The organism is Kitasatospora cineracea, assembly GCF_003751605.1.
Taxonomy (GTDB): Bacteria; Actinomycetota; Actinomycetes; order Streptomycetales; family Streptomycetaceae; genus Kitasatospora; species Kitasatospora cineracea.
The window spans coordinates 709,991-726,182 of sequence record NZ_RJVJ01000001.1 but is presented as its reverse complement, the minus strand read 5'-3'; the positions used below and the strand labels follow the sequence as shown (position 1 = coordinate 726,182).

Annotated in this window: 19 protein-coding genes and 1 pseudogene; 13 read left to right on the top strand and 7 right to left on the bottom strand. The window is 74.4% G+C overall.

Features of this window, described 5'->3' with window-relative positions; genetic code table 11:
* Positions 1 to 674: 674 nt before the first annotated feature.
* Both EDD39_RS03250 and EDD39_RS39235 read left to right on the top strand, forming a co-directional pair.
* Entirely contained in the window at positions 675 to 914 is a 240-nt protein-coding gene (locus EDD39_RS03250; protein WP_123553287.1) for a DUF2188 domain-containing protein, read from the top strand.
* A 5-nt stretch (positions 915 to 919) separates the two neighbouring features.
* On the top strand, positions 920 to 1,084 hold the full coding sequence (locus EDD39_RS39235; RefSeq protein WP_162869903.1) for a hypothetical protein: 165 nt from the start codon (positions 920 to 922) through the stop codon (positions 1,082 to 1,084).
* Positions 1,085 to 1,438: 354 nt separating this feature from the next.
* Here EDD39_RS39235 and EDD39_RS40570 read toward each other — a convergent pair.
* Positions 1,439 to 1,690 (bottom strand): annotated as a pseudogene (locus tag EDD39_RS40570) (hypothetical protein); the annotation flags it as partial.
* 1 nt (position 1,691) lies between these two features.
* Here EDD39_RS40570 and EDD39_RS03240 point away from each other — a divergent pair.
* The 3 genes from EDD39_RS03240 (at position 1,692) to EDD39_RS03235 (ending at position 3,123) form a co-directional block, all read left to right on the top strand.
* Positions 1,692 to 2,210, top strand: a complete 519-nt coding sequence (locus tag EDD39_RS03240; RefSeq protein WP_123553286.1) for a hypothetical protein — start codon at positions 1,692 to 1,694, stop codon at positions 2,208 to 2,210.
* Positions 2,211 to 2,366: 156 nt separating this feature from the next.
* Complete coding sequence (locus EDD39_RS42640) at positions 2,367 to 2,747, top strand: DUF6879 family protein (protein ID WP_425269735.1); 381 nt, start codon at positions 2,367 to 2,369, stop codon at positions 2,745 to 2,747.
* A gap of 67 nt (positions 2,748 to 2,814) precedes the next feature.
* Positions 2,815 to 3,123 (top strand): hypothetical protein, encoded by a 309-nt coding sequence (locus EDD39_RS03235; protein ID WP_123553285.1) that lies wholly within the window; start codon positions 2,815 to 2,817, stop codon positions 3,121 to 3,123.
* Between the two features lie 143 nt (positions 3,124 to 3,266).
* Here EDD39_RS03235 and EDD39_RS03230 read toward each other — a convergent pair whose 3' ends face one another.
* The 3 genes from EDD39_RS03230 to EDD39_RS03220 form a co-directional block, all read right to left on the bottom strand.
* Entirely contained in the window at positions 3,267 to 3,677 is a 411-nt protein-coding gene (locus EDD39_RS03230) for a hypothetical protein (protein WP_123553284.1), read from the bottom strand.
* 97 nt (positions 3,678 to 3,774) lie between these two features.
* Positions 3,775 to 3,984 (bottom strand): DUF397 domain-containing protein, encoded by a 210-nt coding sequence (locus EDD39_RS03225; RefSeq protein ID WP_123553283.1) that lies wholly within the window; start codon positions 3,982 to 3,984, stop codon positions 3,775 to 3,777.
* A complete protein-coding gene (locus EDD39_RS03220) occupies positions 3,977 to 4,807 on the bottom strand; it encodes a helix-turn-helix domain-containing protein (RefSeq protein WP_123553282.1) in 831 nt (276 codons plus the stop codon). Before EDD39_RS03220 ends, EDD39_RS03225 begins: the two co-directional genes overlap by 8 nt.
* 114 nt (positions 4,808 to 4,921) lie before the next feature.
* Between EDD39_RS03220 and EDD39_RS03215 the strand changes: the two genes are divergently transcribed.
* Genes EDD39_RS03215 through EDD39_RS03205 form a run of 3 tightly spaced genes read left to right on the top strand, consistent with a single transcriptional unit; the run spans position 4,922 to position 5,714 of the window.
* Complete coding sequence (locus EDD39_RS03215) at positions 4,922 to 5,296, top strand: hypothetical protein (protein WP_123553281.1); 375 nt, start codon at positions 4,922 to 4,924, stop codon at positions 5,294 to 5,296.
* Entirely contained in the window at positions 5,293 to 5,478 is a 186-nt protein-coding gene (locus EDD39_RS03210) for a hypothetical protein (protein WP_123553280.1), read from the top strand. Before EDD39_RS03215 ends, EDD39_RS03210 begins: the two co-directional genes overlap by 4 nt.
* Positions 5,475 to 5,714 carry a hypothetical protein gene (locus tag EDD39_RS03205; protein ID WP_123553279.1) on the top strand — a complete coding sequence of 80 codons (240 nt, stop codon included), beginning with the start codon at positions 5,475 to 5,477 and terminating at the stop codon, positions 5,712 to 5,714. Before EDD39_RS03210 ends, EDD39_RS03205 begins: the two co-directional genes overlap by 4 nt.
* Before the next feature lie 34 nt (positions 5,715 to 5,748).
* Here EDD39_RS03205 and EDD39_RS03200 read toward each other — a convergent pair whose 3' ends face one another.
* From EDD39_RS03200 to EDD39_RS03190, 3 genes are all read right to left on the bottom strand, one after another.
* Positions 5,749 to 6,246 carry an ATP-binding protein gene (locus EDD39_RS03200; protein WP_123553278.1) on the bottom strand — a complete coding sequence of 166 codons (498 nt, stop codon included), beginning with the start codon at positions 6,244 to 6,246 and terminating at the stop codon, positions 5,749 to 5,751.
* 176 nt (positions 6,247 to 6,422) lie between these two features.
* On the bottom strand, positions 6,423 to 7,232 hold the full coding sequence (locus tag EDD39_RS03195; RefSeq protein ID WP_123553277.1) for an ABC transporter permease: 810 nt from the start codon (positions 7,230 to 7,232) through the stop codon (positions 6,423 to 6,425).
* Positions 7,229 to 8,203, bottom strand: a complete 975-nt coding sequence (locus EDD39_RS03190) for an ABC transporter ATP-binding protein (protein WP_123553276.1) — start codon at positions 8,201 to 8,203, stop codon at positions 7,229 to 7,231. The genes EDD39_RS03195 and EDD39_RS03190 overlap by 4 nt, the downstream gene beginning before the upstream one ends.
* Positions 8,204 to 8,479: 276 nt before the next feature.
* Between EDD39_RS03190 and EDD39_RS39230 the strand changes: the two genes are divergently transcribed.
* From EDD39_RS39230 to EDD39_RS03170, 5 genes are all read left to right on the top strand, one after another.
* A complete protein-coding gene (locus EDD39_RS39230; RefSeq protein WP_157852240.1) occupies positions 8,480 to 8,644 on the top strand; it encodes a hypothetical protein in 165 nt (54 codons plus the stop codon).
* 161 nt (positions 8,645 to 8,805) lie between these two features.
* Positions 8,806 to 10,044, top strand: coding sequence for a cytochrome P450 (locus EDD39_RS03185; protein ID WP_123553275.1), 1,239 nt, complete (start codon positions 8,806 to 8,808; stop codon positions 10,042 to 10,044).
* Positions 10,041 to 10,874 (top strand): biotin/lipoyl-containing protein, encoded by an 834-nt coding sequence (locus EDD39_RS03180; protein WP_123553274.1) that lies wholly within the window; start codon positions 10,041 to 10,043, stop codon positions 10,872 to 10,874. Before EDD39_RS03185 ends, EDD39_RS03180 begins: the two co-directional genes overlap by 4 nt.
* Entirely contained in the window at positions 10,871 to 13,948 is a 3,078-nt protein-coding gene (locus EDD39_RS41880) for an ATP-binding cassette domain-containing protein (RefSeq protein WP_123553273.1), read from the top strand. The genes EDD39_RS03180 and EDD39_RS41880 overlap by 4 nt, the downstream gene beginning before the upstream one ends.
* Positions 13,945 to 16,191, top strand: a complete 2,247-nt coding sequence (locus tag EDD39_RS03170; RefSeq protein ID WP_123553272.1) for an ATP-binding cassette domain-containing protein — start codon at positions 13,945 to 13,947, stop codon at positions 16,189 to 16,191. The genes EDD39_RS41880 and EDD39_RS03170 overlap by 4 nt, the downstream gene beginning before the upstream one ends.
* Position 16,192: the final 1 nt, after the last annotated feature.

The following is a 16,192-nucleotide window of genomic DNA, read 5'->3' as shown; positions in this document are numbered from 1 at the left end:
GGCTCGCTACCGCTCGCCGCGCGCGCCCCGGCTCACCGCCGGGCCGACGCTCCTGTCTCCGCCCCGCTCCGGCCCGGCTTCCGCCGGGCGCGCGGCTGTAGCGAGTGCGCATTGAAGCCCTTGGGGCTCTGCCCCAAACCCCGGCCCTCCTCGGAGGGGGAAGCCGGCGGGATCGAAGGTGCACCTTCGTCGTGGTGAACGGTGTGGGGCGCGGGACGGCCCCCTCCTCGACCGGACACCCAAGGGCGTACCCGGAACCTCCAGAGGCCGCCAAGGCCAAGCGCAAGCGTCACCCGGTGAGCCTTGGCGGCCCCTGGAGAACCCGGGTGCGGCGGAGCTGCCCGATCGAGGAGGGGACCATCCCGCATGAGCCAGCGCGCGGCGGGGGCCGCCCTGTCGGGGATGGCCGGTACCCTATTGTCTGACTTGTCTTCAGTCGCTAGATGTTGTGGTGTCGTCAAGAACAGACACAACATCTAGTGGTGGGAGTTGCTGACGGAACGCCAGGGGTGCTTCACTAAACCCAAGCAGGCCCCATCCGGGGCCACGACATGAGGTCGGGCTGCCCTGGAAGGGGCCTAGATGCGTTGGTCGCGCCCTAGGACCCTACCGTCACCTTGCGAGCGATCCAAGATGGCACCCGGGGTGGCCTCGATCTCAGAATAGGAGATCAGATGGCCGGTCAGGCTAACTCCCGCGATGTGTCCAAGAGGCCGGAAGGCTGGGCCGTGACGAAGCCCGGCGGTCAGCGCGCGAGCGCTGTTCTCCCGACTCAGGCCGAGGCCGTTGAGCGTGCGCGGCAGATCCTCACCAACGATGGTGGCGGTGAGCTGCGGATTCGCAACACGGACGGCGTGATCCGCGACCAGCGCACCATCGCCCCGGGTAACGATCCGTACCCCCCGAAGGGCTGATAGAGATGGCCCAGTACTGGATCAACCGCGACGTCAGCGGCTTGCCGGACTACCAAATCCAGGCGGCTGGTTATCACGTCGAGGACACGTTCATCCACTTCTTCGACGCTGAGAACGAGCGCGTTCTGAGCATTCAGAAGAGTGTCGTCCAGGTCATCGAGCGCATGTAGTAACGCGCTCCTGGTCAGCGCAGAGGCTCCTGCCGGAGAGATCCGGTGGGAGCCTCTGTCGCGTACGAGTTGGTCATGCCATGGGCGTGCCAGATCGAGGGGTACGTGACGGGTACTCAGGTGCAGTAACGGACTGGTGGCGGACTCGGAGGCAGGTACCGCAAGACCCAGGTCAGAGCAGGTGCCGCACGCCAATCCTCCTAAAGCCGGTGTCGCAGGTTCGATTCCTGTCTGGGGCACGAGCACCACCGCAGGCCCTCCACCCCTCGGGGCGGGGGGCCTGCGACAGTTGCGGCCGAGACACTGCCGACGCCTCCGATGGCCCGCCCGACCGGAACGGCCGGAGCCTCGGCGACCCTCGCGCGCCACACCCTCCGGCCGCACGGCGACAACCGACAGCCCGGCCGCCCGCGCATCCGCGACGCTGGTGGCGGTACCGCCGCGTCCGTTGCCCGGTCGGCCGTCCCAGACCGCGACGAGGCGGTCGGCTCGGCGGAGCAGGTCCGCGTTGGCGGCTTCCTACGCCTCGCGGTCGGCCTCGGCGTGCGGCATCACCACGACCTCGGTGGCGGCCTGGTGGAGGCGGTCGAACTCCTCGGCGTGGTCCATGTGCCTCGAACCGCCCGCCGAACCAACGGCGGTGGACGAGGAGGTCCGCGCCGCGGCCGACCTGCTCCACCGGGTGGTCCGGCCGGAACCCCGCCTGCGCCTCGGCGAGGCGGAAGCCCTGGAACTCGCCCCGCTGGTCGTGGAGTGGCAGCGCCGCGGCAGCACCCCCGAGGACCTGTCCCGGGCCCTGCTGCCCGGCCTGCCGTACCCGATGCACTCGGCAGCCGCCGTGCTCCGCTCCCGCCTGCAACGCAGGATGCCCCCCGTCCCGGACGCCCTCCCGCAGCCCCCCGCACCCGCGAAGCCCTCCTACGCCGAGTGCGCCACCTGCCACGACCCGGTACCGACCCCGGGCATCTGCGGCCCCTGCGCGGGCCGCACCCCCCGCCCGGTCGCCATCGGCGTCGGCTCCTCCGTCGTTCGAACCGGAGCCCAACGGGCCCGCACCGCCCTACGCGCAGCCCGGGACGCCGTACCGCTCGGCCACTGCCTGAACGCCGCCCCCACCGCCGGCTAGCCCGGAGCCGTGGCAACCCTGGCGCCGCGTCACACGTCCGGGAGCCGCCCCGCCTTGACGCCGCCGCCGAACGACGCCACGGGCCGGGGTTCGTCCGTCGTGCAGGGGGACGTGTTCGACGGCTTCGCCCCGCCGGCGGAGGCGTAGCGGCTTGAGATCCTGCCCGAGTACCGGATGCCGCAAGAGGCCGAAGAATTCCAGCGGTTCCGCTCGGGCGAGCGGTTTGCCGGGCCCTTCGAGGACTGCTGGACGGGGCTGATCCACGGGCGCCGGACGAACGGGAGGACGCTCGGGCGGGTCCACGTCGTCCGTCGTCCCCTGTCGGACTACCTGCGGTTCGAGTTCCAGCGTTACTGCGCGCACAGCGCCCGGGCGGGCGGGAACGGCGGCCCCCGAACCGCAGAACGGCCTGAGCCCGGCCCGTCCGAGTCCCCATCCCGCCACCGGAAGTCATGCACTGGCTCGGCAGACAACTCGCCGACGCCCCCGCCCTGCCCCGTGCGGGGCCGCTCGGCCGGAGCAACACCCGTTGCTTGAAAGTGAGTTGCAGGGCGGCGTACCAATGGCAGCGGAACGGGAAGCGCGGCCGGGAGGGGAGAAGCGGGTGGCAGTGGGGAGAGCGGCGCGGCAGGAGGCTCGTAGGGCGAGGGTCGAGGCGGTGTTCGGGAAGGACGCGGCGGCTGCGGCTCTCGACCTGTTGGTGCTGGTCGAGTACGCGTGGCACGACGCCTACCAAGAGGTCACGCCGTCCGAAGAGCTGATCGACGACGTCCTGACGTGTTCGCAGGGGGATCTGGGGCGGCTGGTCCGGTTCGGCCTGCTGGCCGTCGTGGACGCGCGGGACCTGTGGATGGCCGCCGAGCGGATCAGGACTGCCGGGAACGGCCCTGGGGCGGGTGGGCCGGTCGGCTGAGGTCGGGGCGGCGGGTTGTCATGCGTTCGGGTGGCGGCCCGCCTTGACGTCGGCGACGAAGGTCTGCCAGGTGCGGGCGGGGTCGGACCCGTGGTGGTCGTCTACCCGGTTCTCCGGTGGTCGGATCCGCCCCGCCGCGCGAGCTACGCGTAGTAGGAGGAGTAGGCGGCGGTCTGCCGGGCCACCGAGAAGCCCTCGAAGTCGCCTGCTTCCTCGGATGCGAGCAGGCGGCGGAGTGCGGCCCGGGCCGGTGCGGACGGGTCGGCTGCCAGGTGGTCCTTGGTGGGAACGAGGCCGCAGCCGCAGAGCAGTTGGATCTCGATCGACGCGTCGGCGTCCATGCCGGCGGTCTTGGCCTGCCAGATGAGCAGGACGTCGTCGGGCACGGCGGCGGTGAAGAGCTGGACGCAGCACAGCTTCATCAGCGCGGTGTCGCCCGCGCCCTGGGTGCGGCGTTCGGCGTCGGTCTGCTCCCGCAGGAGCCGACGGACTTCGTCGAGCTGCCCGGCGGCGGGGTGCAGCCCGTGGCGTTCCAGCCACTCGTCTTCGTTCACCGTGCTGTCCCCACTCGGTCCACCGCCGCCGGGGGCGCGACGCGAAGGCCCCGGCGGGAGCGGACCCAGCCGGGGCCTTGCTGGGACTGATGGGCCATCATGCGGTGGGGTAGTGACCTGCCTTGACGCTGGCGACGAAGGTCTGCCAGGTGCGGGCGGTGAAGGTGAGGCGGGGGCCTTCGGGGTCCTTGGAGTCGCGGACGGTGCCGGGGTTGGCGTCGTCCACCTCGATGCACTCGCCGCCGTCGCCGCCGCTGTAGGAGGACTTGCGCCAGGTGGAGGTGCTGAGGTCGAGAGCGTTACTCATGTGCGTATTCCTCCGCCGCCGACTCGATCAGGGCCAGGGACGCCGCCGGCGACAGCGCGACGGCCCTGGCTAGATCGTATGACCCCTGGCAACGGGCGACTATGGCCGGATCGTCGAGCAACTGGCCCGAGTACGGGCCTTCGACGTACGCCACGGGAGGGGCCTCCGCGAAGGTCATCAGGAAGAGCGACCCTGTTGCCATGGCGTGTGCTCCAGCGCTGAACGGGAGCACCTGGAGCAGGAGTTTGCCCGCCCCCGCCAGCGCCGTGAGGTGGCGCAGCTGATCGGCCATCACGCGCCTGCCTCCGACGGGCATCCGGACCACCGTTTCGTGGAGGATCACCCACAGCAGAGGGGCTGCTGACTTCGCCAGGACACGGGCCCGTTCGAGCCTGGCCGCCACTGCTTCGTCCACTGCTTCGGTCGGTGCGAACGGCTTGGCCGCGCGGACGACAGCGCGTGCGTAGTCGGCTGTCTGGAGCAGTCCTGTCACCAGTGTCGGTGCGTAGTGGGAGATCGTCTCGGCCTGGGCCTCCAGCTCGGCCGCCCGAGCGAAGTGGGCGGCGTGCCGGGTGCGGGCCACCATGAAGTAGAGGCGAGTGAAGTGCCCGCCGGTCTCCAGGACCGCGTCGAGTCGCGCCGAGAGGTCCGCCTGCGGTTTCCGGACCGCGACCTCGATCTGCCCGATGTACGCGCCCGAGCAGAAGACCAGCTCGCCCAGCCCGCTCTGGGACAACCCCTTCTCCTCGCGGAGCCTGCGGACCTCCGCCCCGTAGAAGGCGCTGGGGGAGGAGGCAGGGTCGAGGTTCTTTCCGCTGACCATCCGTCATTTCCCCGTTCCGGCAGTGCCCTTGCTGGGATGTGGCCCCTGTTCAGGGTAGCGACGGATGCCGACGCTGATGGAGGGAAACCGGGCAGTCGACAGTACGGAGCAACGATGGCGGAGACGGCGGAGACGGCGGAACTGGAACAGGGGACGGCGCAGTGGCGTGCCCACCGCGTGGAGGCGGAGGAGGCGGCGGAGGCCGTGGAGACGGCGTGGCGGCTCGCGGGGCTGCCGTCCGAGCCGGGGGCGGTGCCGGTGACGAGGGGGAGCGGGCCGGCCGCGGGGGCCCATGTCTCGCTCGGGGGGTGCAGCGCGGCCACGGCCCGGGTGCTGGCCGAGGTGCTCACGGAGTACGCCCGGTTGACCGGGCGGTTGGTCGACGGGCGGTCGCGGCGGGTGCTGGCCCGGGTGTTCGCCGACTGCGGGGTGCGGCCGGTGTCGCCGGGCGACGGGGTGTACGTGGTGGCGAAGGGGCTGACCGCGTGAGCGGCGAGCGGTGGGAGCCCCGGGAGGGGCGGCCGGCCCACGACCGGCGTTCGGGCGAGGACGTGGGGGTGATGGCGGTGCACGCCTGCGGGGTGTTCGTCCGGAGTCTGCGGGACGGGCGGGAGGGCGTCACCACGCTGGGCGAACTCGTTCCGCCGGAGCGGGCGGCGGAGGAGTCGTGACGGAGCCTGCCGTCCGGGCCTGGGAGGCGGCCTCCCGGCTGGTGGAGCTGCTCGACGTGGAGGTCAGGGTGGCGGAGGAGGGCGAGGGCATCCGGATCTTCCTCGAACTGCCGCCCCACCGGCGGGAGACCAACCACCTCGAAGTGCTCTCGGTCCTGCAGGCCGCCGACCGCTTCGGACACCGCCGGAGGTCCGGCCAGGAGCAGCTGTGGGCCGTCTACCGGACCCTTCCCTGACGGGCCGGCCGGCCGCGCCGGTGGGCAGCGGCCGTCAGCGGCAGCGGTTGACGGGCGGGGGCGGGGAGGTGGGGACGCGGGGCTGGTTGACGTCGACCAGGACGTGGTGCGGAGGGGCGGCGGGTTCGGTGGCGGCGTCGGCGGGGAGTTCGGCCCAGACGACCTTGCCGTCGGGGGCGGTGCGGTAGTAGCCCCAGCGGGAGGAGAGGGTGTCGATCAGGTGGAGGCCGCGGCCGCCGGTGGCGTCGGGGCCGGCTTCGCGGGGGCGGGGCGGCTGCGGGTCCCGGTCGCCGACCTGGACGAGGAGGTGGTCGCGGTCGAGGACCAGGGAGAGGGTGAAGCCGTGCGGGCCGCCGCGGGCCCGGACCGCGTTGGTGGCGAGTTCGGAGACCACCAGCCGTGCGGCGTCGGAGAGTTCGACCCGGGCGTGCCAGCAGTGCAGGACCTGGTCGGTGTGGCGGCGGGCGCCGGAGACCGACTCCGGGGTGCTGTCGAGCGTCAGCAGGCTGAGCTGTGGACGGCTGCGGGGCATCGCGGACCTCCGGGGGGCTGTGGCACGGGCACGGGCACCCGCCGACGACAGGAGACGGCCCGCACAGTCCAGACTCCGATGGTGCGCCACCGGCCCGCCACGGCCGGAAGTCCCCTGGTGGAGGGCACTTTCGGCCGTGGCGGGCCGGTCGGAGGTGAGGGGGCGGACGGCAGGGGTCAGCCGCGGCGGGGCTCCCAGCGCAGCAGGCGGCGGGAGAGCATCGCGGCGGCGGCCAGCCAGGCGGCGAGCAGCAGCAGCGAGGGCCCGGCCGCCGTCCAGCCGCGCAGCAGGTCGAGTTCCCGGAGCGGGCCGCCGGCCCAGGTCTCGGCGCCGAACTCGCGGCCGAACCAGGCGGTGCGCAGTCCCCGGATCACGGGGGAGAGCGGCAGGGCCCCGGCCGGTCCCTGCAGCCAGCCGGGCAGGCCGGCGACGGGGGTGAACACGCCCGCGCCGAACATGCACAGCACCAGGACGGGCGTGGCCACCAGCGGCGCCGACTCGGCGGACGGCGTCACGCCCGACAGGGCCACCGCCAGCACCGAGAACAGCAGGTAGCCGCCGAGCAGGGTGAGCAGCAGCAGCACCGGGTCGGCCGGCAGCGGCGCCCCGAACCAGACCACCGCGACGCCGCCCAGCACCAGTGCCTGGATCAGCACCACCACGCCGCCCGCGCCCAGTTGCCCGGCGAAGATCGCGCTCGGCGGGCACTCGGTGCCGCGCAGCCGCTTGAGCACCAGTTCCTCGCGGCGCGACACCACGCTGCCCAGCAGGTTGACGAACGAGGTCACCAGGGCCAGCCCGAGCAGCCCGACCGCCACGTACCCGGCGGCGTTCACCCCGCCGATCTCCTTGTCGCGCAGCGGCGCCGCGATCACCAGGTTGAGCAGCACCGGCAGCAGGAACCCGATGAAGGTGGAGCGCCGGTTGCGCCAGAACACCTTCCAGTCCAGCGCGAACTGGCCCTTGGCGTACGTGAACCAGCTCATCGGGACGCTCCCAGGGGGACGGGGGAGGAGACAGCGGTGGAGGAGACAGCGGCGGGGGAGGCGGCGGCGAGGTCGAGGAAGACGTCCTCCAGCGAGCCGGTGCGCACCTCCAGGCCGTCCAGTTCGACGCCCCGGTCCGCCGCCCAGGCGTGCAGCGCGGCCAGCGCGGGCGCCGAGCGGGGCACCCGGTAGACCGCCCGGCCGCCGGTCAACGACGGTGCGGCGCCGAGCAGTTCGGGCAGCGCGGCGAGTTCGCGGCCGGGCGGCAGCGGCAGGCTGATCAGGTCGCCGCGGCCGGACAGCACCTCGGCGACGGTGCCCGCGGCGGCGATCGTGCCGCGGTCCATGATGGCCACCCGGTCGGCCAACTGCTGGGCCTCCTCCAGGTAGTGGGTGGTCAGCACCACCGTGGTGCCGGCCGCCCGCAGCTCCTCGACCAGGTGCCAGGTGGAGCGCCGGGCCTCCGGGTCCATGCCGGTGGTCGGCTCGTCCAGGAACAGCAGCTCCGGGTCGTTCAGCACGGCCAGCGCCAGGTCCAGGCGGCGGCGCTCGCCGCCGGACAGCTGGGAGACCCGGGTGCCGGCCTTCGGCTCCAGCGCGACCCTCGCCAGCACCTCGGCGGTCGGCCGGGCCCCGCTGGTGAAGGCGCGCCAGCAGTCGACGGTCTCCTTGACCGTCAACTCCTTGAAGAACCCGCCCTCCTGGAGCATCGTCCCGGTGCGCCGGCGCACCTGCGGGCCCGCAGTGAACGGGTCCAGGCCGAGCACCCGGACCCGGCCGGAGGTCGGCGGGTGGTAGCCCTCCAGCACCTCCAGGGTGGTGGTCTTGCCCGCACCGTTGGTGCCGAGCAGGGCGAAGAGTTCGCCGCGGGCGATCGAGAAGGAGATGCCGCGCACCGCCTCGTAATCGCCGTAACTGCGCCGCAGATCCACTACCTCCACGGCCGGGGAATTCTCGGAAAGAGGTGTCATGCATGCAGCGTGACGGGTGCGGCCGGGGAACGGCAAGTAGCGCATCGTCGCAGGTCAGAACATGTGCAAAATGTCATCTCGGGTGGTGACATTTACGCCCCGCGGAATCTGACATCTCCTACTGCACGGACTTTCGGAACTCGGTCATAGTTGAGACATCGCCGAGAGCGGAACCGGAGAAAAGCGAAACCGGGAAAGCGGGCGGCGAGAAAAAGGGTAAACCGAGGCGGCCGGTCCGAGAAGCGGGCCGGCGCCGCGAAACCGAGGGAGATTCCCATGGCGCAGAACGAGATCAACAAGGACGAGCAGTTCGACATCGAGGTCGAGGAGCTGGACACCGTCAACGGCGGCGTCTCCGTCTCCTCCCTGCTCTCCGCCGCCTGCCCGGTGTCGAGCTTCAGCTCGGTGTCGAACTCCGTCGCCGAGGTCGCGGCCGAGTAATTCGGGACCTGTGCGGGGGTGGTCCGCTCTCCGGCGGCCCACCCCCGCACCCCGCTCCGGCCGCAGCGGCCCGGCCCCGACGGCCCGGCCCCGACGGCCCGGCCGTAAGGACACCGGCACCAACGACCCAGCCCCACCGCCAGACTGAAGGAGAGCCGGGCATGGACAGCCTCCGGCACGAGCTGACGCGGTTCATCCAGCAGCCCGCCGCTCAGCAGGACCCACCCGCGCTCTACCGCCGGCTGCTGACCGAGGCGCCCGTGCTGGACCTCGGCCCGCTGTGCGTGGTCTCCGGCCACCAGGAGATCCTCACCGTCCTGATGAACCCCGGCACCAACGTCGACCCGACCACCGTCGGCCTGCCCCGGGCGGGCAACACCGCGCTGCTGCGGGTGGTCAACCGGATGCTGCCGATGCGCGACGGCGCCGACCACACCCGGCTCAAGCGGCTGGCCACCGCCGCGTTCAGCCACCGCAGGCTGGAGCAGATGCGCGAGCGGATCGAGGGCACCGCCGCCCGGCTGCTCGCCCCGCTGATCGCCGCCGGCTCCTTCGAACTCGTCGCCGACCTGGCCGTCCCGCTGCCGGTCGCCGTCTCCTGCGCCATCCTCGACGTCCCCGACTCCGAGCAGGACCGGATCACCGGCTGGGCGAGCCTGGTCGCCCGCGCGATGCTCGACCCCTTCGGCGACGGCCCCGAGGCTGCCGAGATCGACGCCGAGTTCGCCGAATTCCACGCCTACGTCGAGAAGTTGTGCGCCGCCCGGGCCGCCGCTCCCGGTGACGACCTGATCAGCCGGCTGACCGCCGCACGCGGCGAGGGCCGGCTCGACACCGAGGAGCTGCTCGCCTTCGTGGTGATGCTGCTGGCCAACGGGCTGGAGACGCTCACCTCCGGACTGGCCGTCGCCGCCTGGGAGTTGATCCGCACCCCCGGCCTGGCCGCCCGGGTGCGCACCGAACCCGCGCTGGCCGCCGCCGTGTTCGACGAGGCCCAGCGACTCGGCAGCCCCGTCCGCGCCAGCGCCCGCGCCCTGACCCGCGAGGTCGCGCTCGGCGACACCGTCGTCCCGGCCGGCAGCGTCGCCATGCTGCTGTACGCCGCCGCCAACCGGGACCCGCGCCGCTTCGCCGACCCCGACCGCTTCGACCCCGACCGCCCCGAACGCGGACACCTCGCCTTCGGCCACGGCCCGCACCACTGCCTGGGCGCCCCGCTCTCCCTGATCGCCGGCTCCGCCGTCCTGCGCGGCCTCGCCGAGGCCGACGCCGTACGGGAGTTGAGCACCACGCTGACCGACGCCACCGCCCGCCGGAACGAACAGTTCGCCTTCGGTGGGGTGCGCGAACTGCCGGTGGCCTGCCCGCCGCGCACCGAACTGATGGAGGTGGCGGCATGAGCACCGTGACGGAGCCGGCAGCCGAGCCGAAAGCCGAGCCGGAAACCGCTCCGGCAGCCGCCCCGGCAGCGGCGTCGCAGGCGCGCTCGCAGACGGCCGCGGTCGCCGCCGCCCGCGCCGCCGCCGTGCTCGAACCCGGGCTCGACCAGCCGGTGCGGCTGGTCGGGGCCCGGCTGTGGCTGGCCGGTGCCGCGCTGGTGCTGGCCGTCGGCGCGGGCGCGAGCTGGACGGTGTGGGGGCGCCTGCCGCACACCCTGACCGTGCACGCGGTCGCCGCGCACGGGGACGCGCCCGTCCGGGTGGCCGCCGAACGCGCGGGCAGCCTGGTCGAGTTCAAGGTCCGGCCGGGCGAGCGGGTGGCCGCCGGCCAGGTGCTCGCCCTGGTCGGCGACGCCGGGCTGACCGCCCCCGCGGCCGGCACCGTCAGCGCCCTGCTGGCCGCTCCCGGTGACCAACTCGCGCCCGGCGCACCCGTGTTGACGCTGGACGCGGCCGCCGCGCCGCCCACCGTCCGGCTGCTGCTGGACAACCCGAAGGACGCCGCGAAACTCACCCCCGGCCTGCCCGTGCTCGTCCCGGCCCCCGGCGGGGGCGCGGTCCGCGCCGTCGTCGACCGGGTCGAGCCGCTGCCCGTCCGCGCCGACTCGCTCGACGGCACCCTGCCGGTCGCCGTCCCCGGCCTGCCCGCCGGCCCGGCCCCCGTCTGGGTGGCGTACGCCCGGCTCCCGCAGGGCGTCGCGCTGAACGGGCCGCTGGCGCTGGACGTCCGGGTCGACCTCGGCAGCCGGCACCCGTACCAGGCGGTGCTCGGACAGGAGGCCAAACGATGAAGCCCGCGCAGACCGCCACCGTCGAACCACCCGCCGGAACCGACCCGCGCACCGCCGGCGGCGGCGCCCCCGAGCCCGCAGCACCGACGCCGAAGCCGACGCCGACGCCGACTTCGAAGCGCAAGAAGCCGCGCAGGCACCTGCGCACGCCCGTGGTGCCGCAGATGGAGGAGCAGGACTGCGGGGCGGCCTGCCTCGCCGTGGTGCTCGGCGCGTTCGGGCGGCGGGTGACGCTCAACGAGGCGTCCCGGGCCTGCGGGGTCAGCCGGGACGGGGTCAGCGCCGCCGCCGTCGCCCGCGCCGCCGGGCGGTACGGGCTGCTGGCCCGCGGCCGCCGGGTGGTGCGCCGCGAGGACGAGCGGCTGGAGGGCCTCGACGCGGTGCCGGTGCCGTCGATGGTGCTGGTCACCGGCCCGCACTTCGCCGTCTTCGAGGGCGTCAAGCGCGGCCGGGTGTACGTCAACGACCCCTCGCTGGGCTCCTACTCGGCCACCCCGGCCGAGTTCTGGGAGTCGTTCGCGGGCATCGCCGTCGGCTTCGAACCCGGCCCCGACTTCGAACGCGGCGGCCGCCGCTTCCCGCTGCTGCGCTCGCTCGGCGCCCGACTGCGGCCCTACGTCTGGCCGATGCTGGTCGCGGTGCTGGTCGGCATGCTGATGACGGTGCCCGGCGTGGCCTCCGCGTTCCTGCTGCGCACCTACCTGTCCGCCGTGGTCAACGGCGGCGCGAGCGGCTGGGCGGTACCGCTCACGCTGGCCGGCCTGACCGTCACCGGACTGGTCCTGGCCGGGAACTGGCTGCGCTCCGCGATGGTCAACCGGGTGCTGGAGGCGATGGCCGCCCGCTCCTCGGCGGCCTTCCTGTGGCGGATGCTCCGACTGCCCGGCGCGTTCTTCCACCGCCGCCAACTCGGCGGCCTGGTCACCCGGGTGCAGCTCAACGACGGCCTGGCCAACCTGCTCTCCTACCGGGTGGCGGCCGCCGCCTCCTCACTGGCCGCCGCCGCCGTGCACCTCACCGCGCTGCTCTGGCTCGCCCCGAAGCTCGCCGCGATCCCGCTCGCCGTCGCCGCCCTGGACGCGCTCGCGCTGCGCTCCGCCGACCGGCGGCGCGGCGGCATGATCCACCGGCTGCACGCCGAGGGCCACAAGCGCGACGGCGTCGCGTTCGCCGGGGTCTCGGCGATCGAGACCGTCAAGGCCGAGGGCGCCGAGGACGCGCTGTTCCGCTCCTGGGCCGGCTGGCAGGCCCGCGCCGCCCACACCGGGCAGCGGGTCGCCGAGACCGTCCTGGTGCCGCTCTCGCTGCCCGGCGCGCTCAACTCGGCCGCCGCGGCCGCCGCGGTGATCGCCGGAACCGCCCTGCTGCTGGCCGGCTCGCTCTCCTTCGGCACCCTGCTGGCCTTCCTGCTGCTGCTCAACGGCTTCCTCCTCCCCGTTTCCCAACTCGTCGGCACCGGAGCCGAGTTCACCGTCGCCCGAGCCCAGAACGCCCTCCTGGAGGACATCGAGACCAGCGAGGTCGACCCGTACCTCGCCCCGGTCCTCGACACCCCGGCCGAGCCGGTCCGGCTGCGCGGCGAACTCGAACTGCGCGACCTGGAGTTCGGCTACGACCCGAACCGGCCGCCCGCCCTCGCCGGGATCTCGCTGCGGATCGCCCCCGGCGAGTGGGTCGCCGTGGTCGGCGGCAGCGGCAGCGGCAAGTCCACCCTGGCCCGGCTCGCGGCCGGCGTGCTGCGCCCCTGGAAGGGCGAGGTGCTGCTCGACGGGCGCCCCCGCGACGACTGGCACCGCGGCGTCGTCACCGGCCAGGTCGCCTACGTGGAACAGCAGTTGCGGCTCTTCGAGGGCACCGTCCGGGAGAACCTGACGCTCTGGGACCCGTCGGCCGACGAGGACACCCTGCACCGCGCCCTCGCCGACGCCGAAGCCACCGAACTGGTCCGCCGCCGCGGCGGACTGGACGCGCCGATCGACGAGGACGCCCGCAACTGGTCCGGCGGCGAACGCCAGCGCCTGGAGATCGCCAGGGCACTGGCCCTCGACCCGGCCCTGATCGTGCTCGACGAGGCCACCAGCGCCCTCGACGCCCACACCGAAGCCGCCGTCAACGCCCACCTGCGCCGCCGCGGCACCAGCTGCCTCGTCCTGGCCCACCGCCTCAGCACCATCCAGGCCGCCGACCGGGTCGTGGTGATCCGCGAGGGCCGGATCGTCCAGCAGGGCCCACCCGCCGAACTTGCCGAACAGGACGGCCCCTACCGGGACCTGCTCCGCGAGTCGGCTCCCGCCGAACCGACCGGGCCCGCCACGAACGGGACCGCCGCCGCGGACGCGGGCCGCGAGCCGGCTGCCGCCGGAGCGAGTGGGGCATCCGAGACGGCTGCGCCCGCCGCAGGCACGAGCTGCGGGCCGGTTGCCGCGAACGTGGCGCGAAGCCGGGGCGAGACCGCCGGCGTCCGTCCGTCCGGAGCCGCTGCGAGCGGAAGCGTTCCGGAGGGCACGTCGCCGCCCGAGAACGGCCACGAGGCGGCCGCTACCGGGCCGACCACCCCCGCCGCAGGCGGAACCTCCACCGCCCGTCCCGGGCGCGCCGCAGGCGGGACCCCCGCCCCCGCCGCAGGCGGAACTCCCGCTGCCCGTCCCGGGCGCGCCGCAGGCGGGACCCTCGCCCCCGCCGCGGGCGGAACCTCCACCGCCCGTCCCGGGCGCGCCGCAGGCGGGACCCTCGCCCCCGCCGTAGGCGGAACTCCCGCTGCCCGTCCCGGGCGCGCCGCAGGCGGGACCCTCGCCCCCGCCGCAGGCGGAACCTCCACCGCCCGTCCCGGGCGCGCCGCAGGCGGGACTCCCGCCCCCGCCGCAGGCGGAACTCCCGCTGCCCGTCCCGCTCGCGCCGCAGGCGCGTCGCCGGGCCCCGGGGCCGCCGTCGAGACCGCCACGGCACCCAAGCCCGCCAAGGCGCCCAAGCCCTCCCGGGCCCCCAAGCCCTCCCGGGCCCCCAAGACCACCAAAACCACCCAGTCCACCCAGTCCACCCAGAACCGCCCCGCCCGGACGGAGGAGCAGGCATGAGCACCACGACCGCCGCCCGTCGGGGCGGGTCGCAGACCGCCGCGGGGGACGAGGAGCGCGATCCGGCGACCCGGATCGACGCCACCGTGGCGGCCAACCGGACCGCGCTCGCGGACGTGTTGGCCGAGTTGGGCACCGCCGACAGCCGTCCGCACACCTCCCCGCGCCCCGGCGGCACCTCGCCGGCAGCGCCGCGCCACCGCGCGGACCAGGCGCGGGAGGTGCTGCGGGCGCTGGGCGTCGCGGTGCCGAAGGAGGTCCCCGCCGCGGTGCGGGACGCCGCCGATCCGGTGACGGCGCTGCTGCGCCGGGCCGGGGTGCGCTGGCGTCCGGTCACCCTGACCGGCGGGGACGAGACCGGCACGGCCGGGCCGATGGTGGCGTTCGCCGCCGAGGACGGCCGGCCGATCGCCCTGATACCCCGGGCCGGGCGGCACCGCCGCCACGACCCGGACCCGGAACGGGCTGCCACCCGTTCCGAGTTGAGCCGCCAGGCGCTGCTGCTGTACCCGCCGCTGCCGCCGGGGTGTCCGACCTCGGCCGACCTGCTGCGTTTCGCCCTCGCCGTGCCCGGTGCCCGCCGGGACCTCGGGGTGCTGAGCGTGGCGGGTCTGGTGTCGGCGCTGCTCGGCCTGCTCGTCCCGCTGTCCACCGGAGTGCTGCTGCCCGGCCTGCTGCTGGCCGAACGGCACCCGGTGCGCTGGCTGGCCGTGCTGCTGGGCTCCGCGGTGGTGGCGTCCTGGCTGCTCACGCTGGTCCGCAACACCGCGGCCGTCCGGCTCACCAGCCGGGTGCAGCACGCGCTCGAACCCGCCGTCTGGGACCGGCTGCTGGCCCAGGACGCCAGGTTCTTCCGCGACTACACCACGGGCGACCTGGTGCACCGGGCGAACGCGGTGGCGCAGGCCCGGCAGGCCCTCTCGGAGGTGCTGGTGGGCGCCGTGCTGGGCGCGGTGTTCGCCGTCACCGGGCTGACCGTCCTGCTGCTGGTGGACTGGCGGCTCGGCGGGCTGCTGCTGCTCGCCGTGCTGGCGGTGACGGCCGCGCTGCTGCTGCTCGGCCGTCGCCGCCAGGAGCACGAGTCGAAGGTGTACGCGGCGCACGGGCAGCTCCAGGGCGTGCTGTACGGGCTGCTGCTGGGCATCGACAAGGTGCAGACCGCCGGCCGGGAGATCCAGGCGTTCGCCCGCTGGGCCGTCCCGTTCGCCGGGCAGAAGCGCGCCGACGCCGCCGCGATGCGCAGCGAGGCGCTGTCCGGTGCCCTCACCACCGCGCTCCAACCCCTGCTGCTGGCCGTGCTGCTGGCCGGGGCGACGTTCGGCCCGGCCGCCGAGGCCGGGCACCTGATGGCGGCCGGTGTGGCCGCCGGACAGGTCGCCCTGGCGCTCGGCCAGGTCACCCACGCCGCGGCCGGCGCGTACGGCGTCGCCCCGGTGCTGGAGCGGCTGCGGCCGATCCTCGCCGAGCCGGCCGTGAACGCCGCGGAACGGGCCGGGCAGCTCGCCGACCCCGGCCGTCTGAAGGGGCGACTCGCCCTGGAGGACGTGGTGTTCCGCTACCCGGGCAGTGCGCTGCCGACCCTGGACGGGGTGTCGCTGCACGCGGAGCCCGGCGAGTTCGTCGCCGTGGTCGGCCCGTCCGGCGCCGGGAAGTCCACCCTGGTCCGGCTGCTGCTCGGCTTCGAGCGGCCCGAGTCCGGCGCGGTCCGCTACGACGGGCGCGAACTCGCCTCGCTGGACGCCCGGTTGGTGCGCCGCCAGCTCGGCTCGGTGCTCCAGCACGGCCGGATGCTGCGCGGCTCGCTGCTGGAGAACCTGGCCGGCGCCGACCCCGACACCGCCGAGGACCGGATCTGGCACGCCGCCGAACTCGCCGGGATCGCCGACGAGTTGCGCGCCCTGCCGATGGGCCTGGGGACCAGGGTCGGCGAGGACGCCCAGGGCTTCTCCGGCGGCCAGGTGCAGCGCCTGCTGCTGGCCCGCGCCCTGGTCCGCGACCCGGCCGTGCTGCTGCTCGACGAGGCCACCTCCGCGCTCGACAACGCCACCCAGCAGCGGGTCGCCGAGGCCGTCGCCGGCCTCGACCGCACCCGCCTGGTGATCGCCCACCGACTGAGCACCATCCGCACCGCCGACCGGATCTACGTGCTGGACGGGGGCCGGGTGTCCGCCGAGGGCACCTACCGCGAACTGCTCGGCACCGACCCCCTGTTCACCCGCCTCGCCCGCTTCCAGGAGATGTGAG

Excerpts from the sequence above, each read along its gene's own strand:
- EDD39_RS03225 (WP_123553283.1), bottom strand. The coding sequence starts at position 3,984 with ATGAGTAACGCTCTCGACCTCAGCACCTCCACCTGGCGCAAGTCCTCC.
- EDD39_RS03195 (WP_123553277.1), bottom strand. The coding sequence starts at position 7,232 with ATGAGCTGGTTCACGTACGCCAAGGGCCAGTTCGCGCTGGACTGGAAG.
- EDD39_RS41880 (WP_123553273.1), top strand. The coding sequence starts at position 10,871 with ATGAAGCCCGCGCAGACCGCCACCGTCGAACCACCCGCCGGAACCGAC.
- EDD39_RS39230 (WP_157852240.1), top strand. The coding sequence starts at position 8,480 with ATGGCGCAGAACGAGATCAACAAGGACGAGCAGTTCGACATCGAGGTC.
- EDD39_RS03215 (WP_123553281.1), top strand. The coding sequence starts at position 4,922 with ATGGCGGAGACGGCGGAGACGGCGGAACTGGAACAGGGGACGGCGCAG.
- EDD39_RS03250 (WP_123553287.1), top strand. The coding sequence starts at position 675 with ATGGCCGGTCAGGCTAACTCCCGCGATGTGTCCAAGAGGCCGGAAGGC.
- EDD39_RS03240 (WP_123553286.1), top strand. The coding sequence starts at position 1,692 with ATGTGCCTCGAACCGCCCGCCGAACCAACGGCGGTGGACGAGGAGGTC.
- EDD39_RS03170 (WP_123553272.1), top strand. The coding sequence starts at position 13,945 with ATGAGCACCACGACCGCCGCCCGTCGGGGCGGGTCGCAGACCGCCGCG.
- EDD39_RS03190 (WP_123553276.1), bottom strand. The coding sequence starts at position 8,203 with ATGACACCTCTTTCCGAGAATTCCCCGGCCGTGGAGGTAGTGGATCTG.
- EDD39_RS03220 (WP_123553282.1), bottom strand. The coding sequence starts at position 4,807 with ATGGTCAGCGGAAAGAACCTCGACCCTGCCTCCTCCCCCAGCGCCTTC.
- EDD39_RS03180 (WP_123553274.1), top strand. The coding sequence starts at position 10,041 with ATGAGCACCGTGACGGAGCCGGCAGCCGAGCCGAAAGCCGAGCCGGAA.
- EDD39_RS03185 (WP_123553275.1), top strand. The coding sequence starts at position 8,806 with ATGGACAGCCTCCGGCACGAGCTGACGCGGTTCATCCAGCAGCCCGCC.
- EDD39_RS03200 (WP_123553278.1), bottom strand. The coding sequence starts at position 6,246 with ATGCCCCGCAGCCGTCCACAGCTCAGCCTGCTGACGCTCGACAGCACC.
- EDD39_RS39235 (WP_162869903.1), top strand. The coding sequence starts at position 920 with ATGGCCCAGTACTGGATCAACCGCGACGTCAGCGGCTTGCCGGACTAC.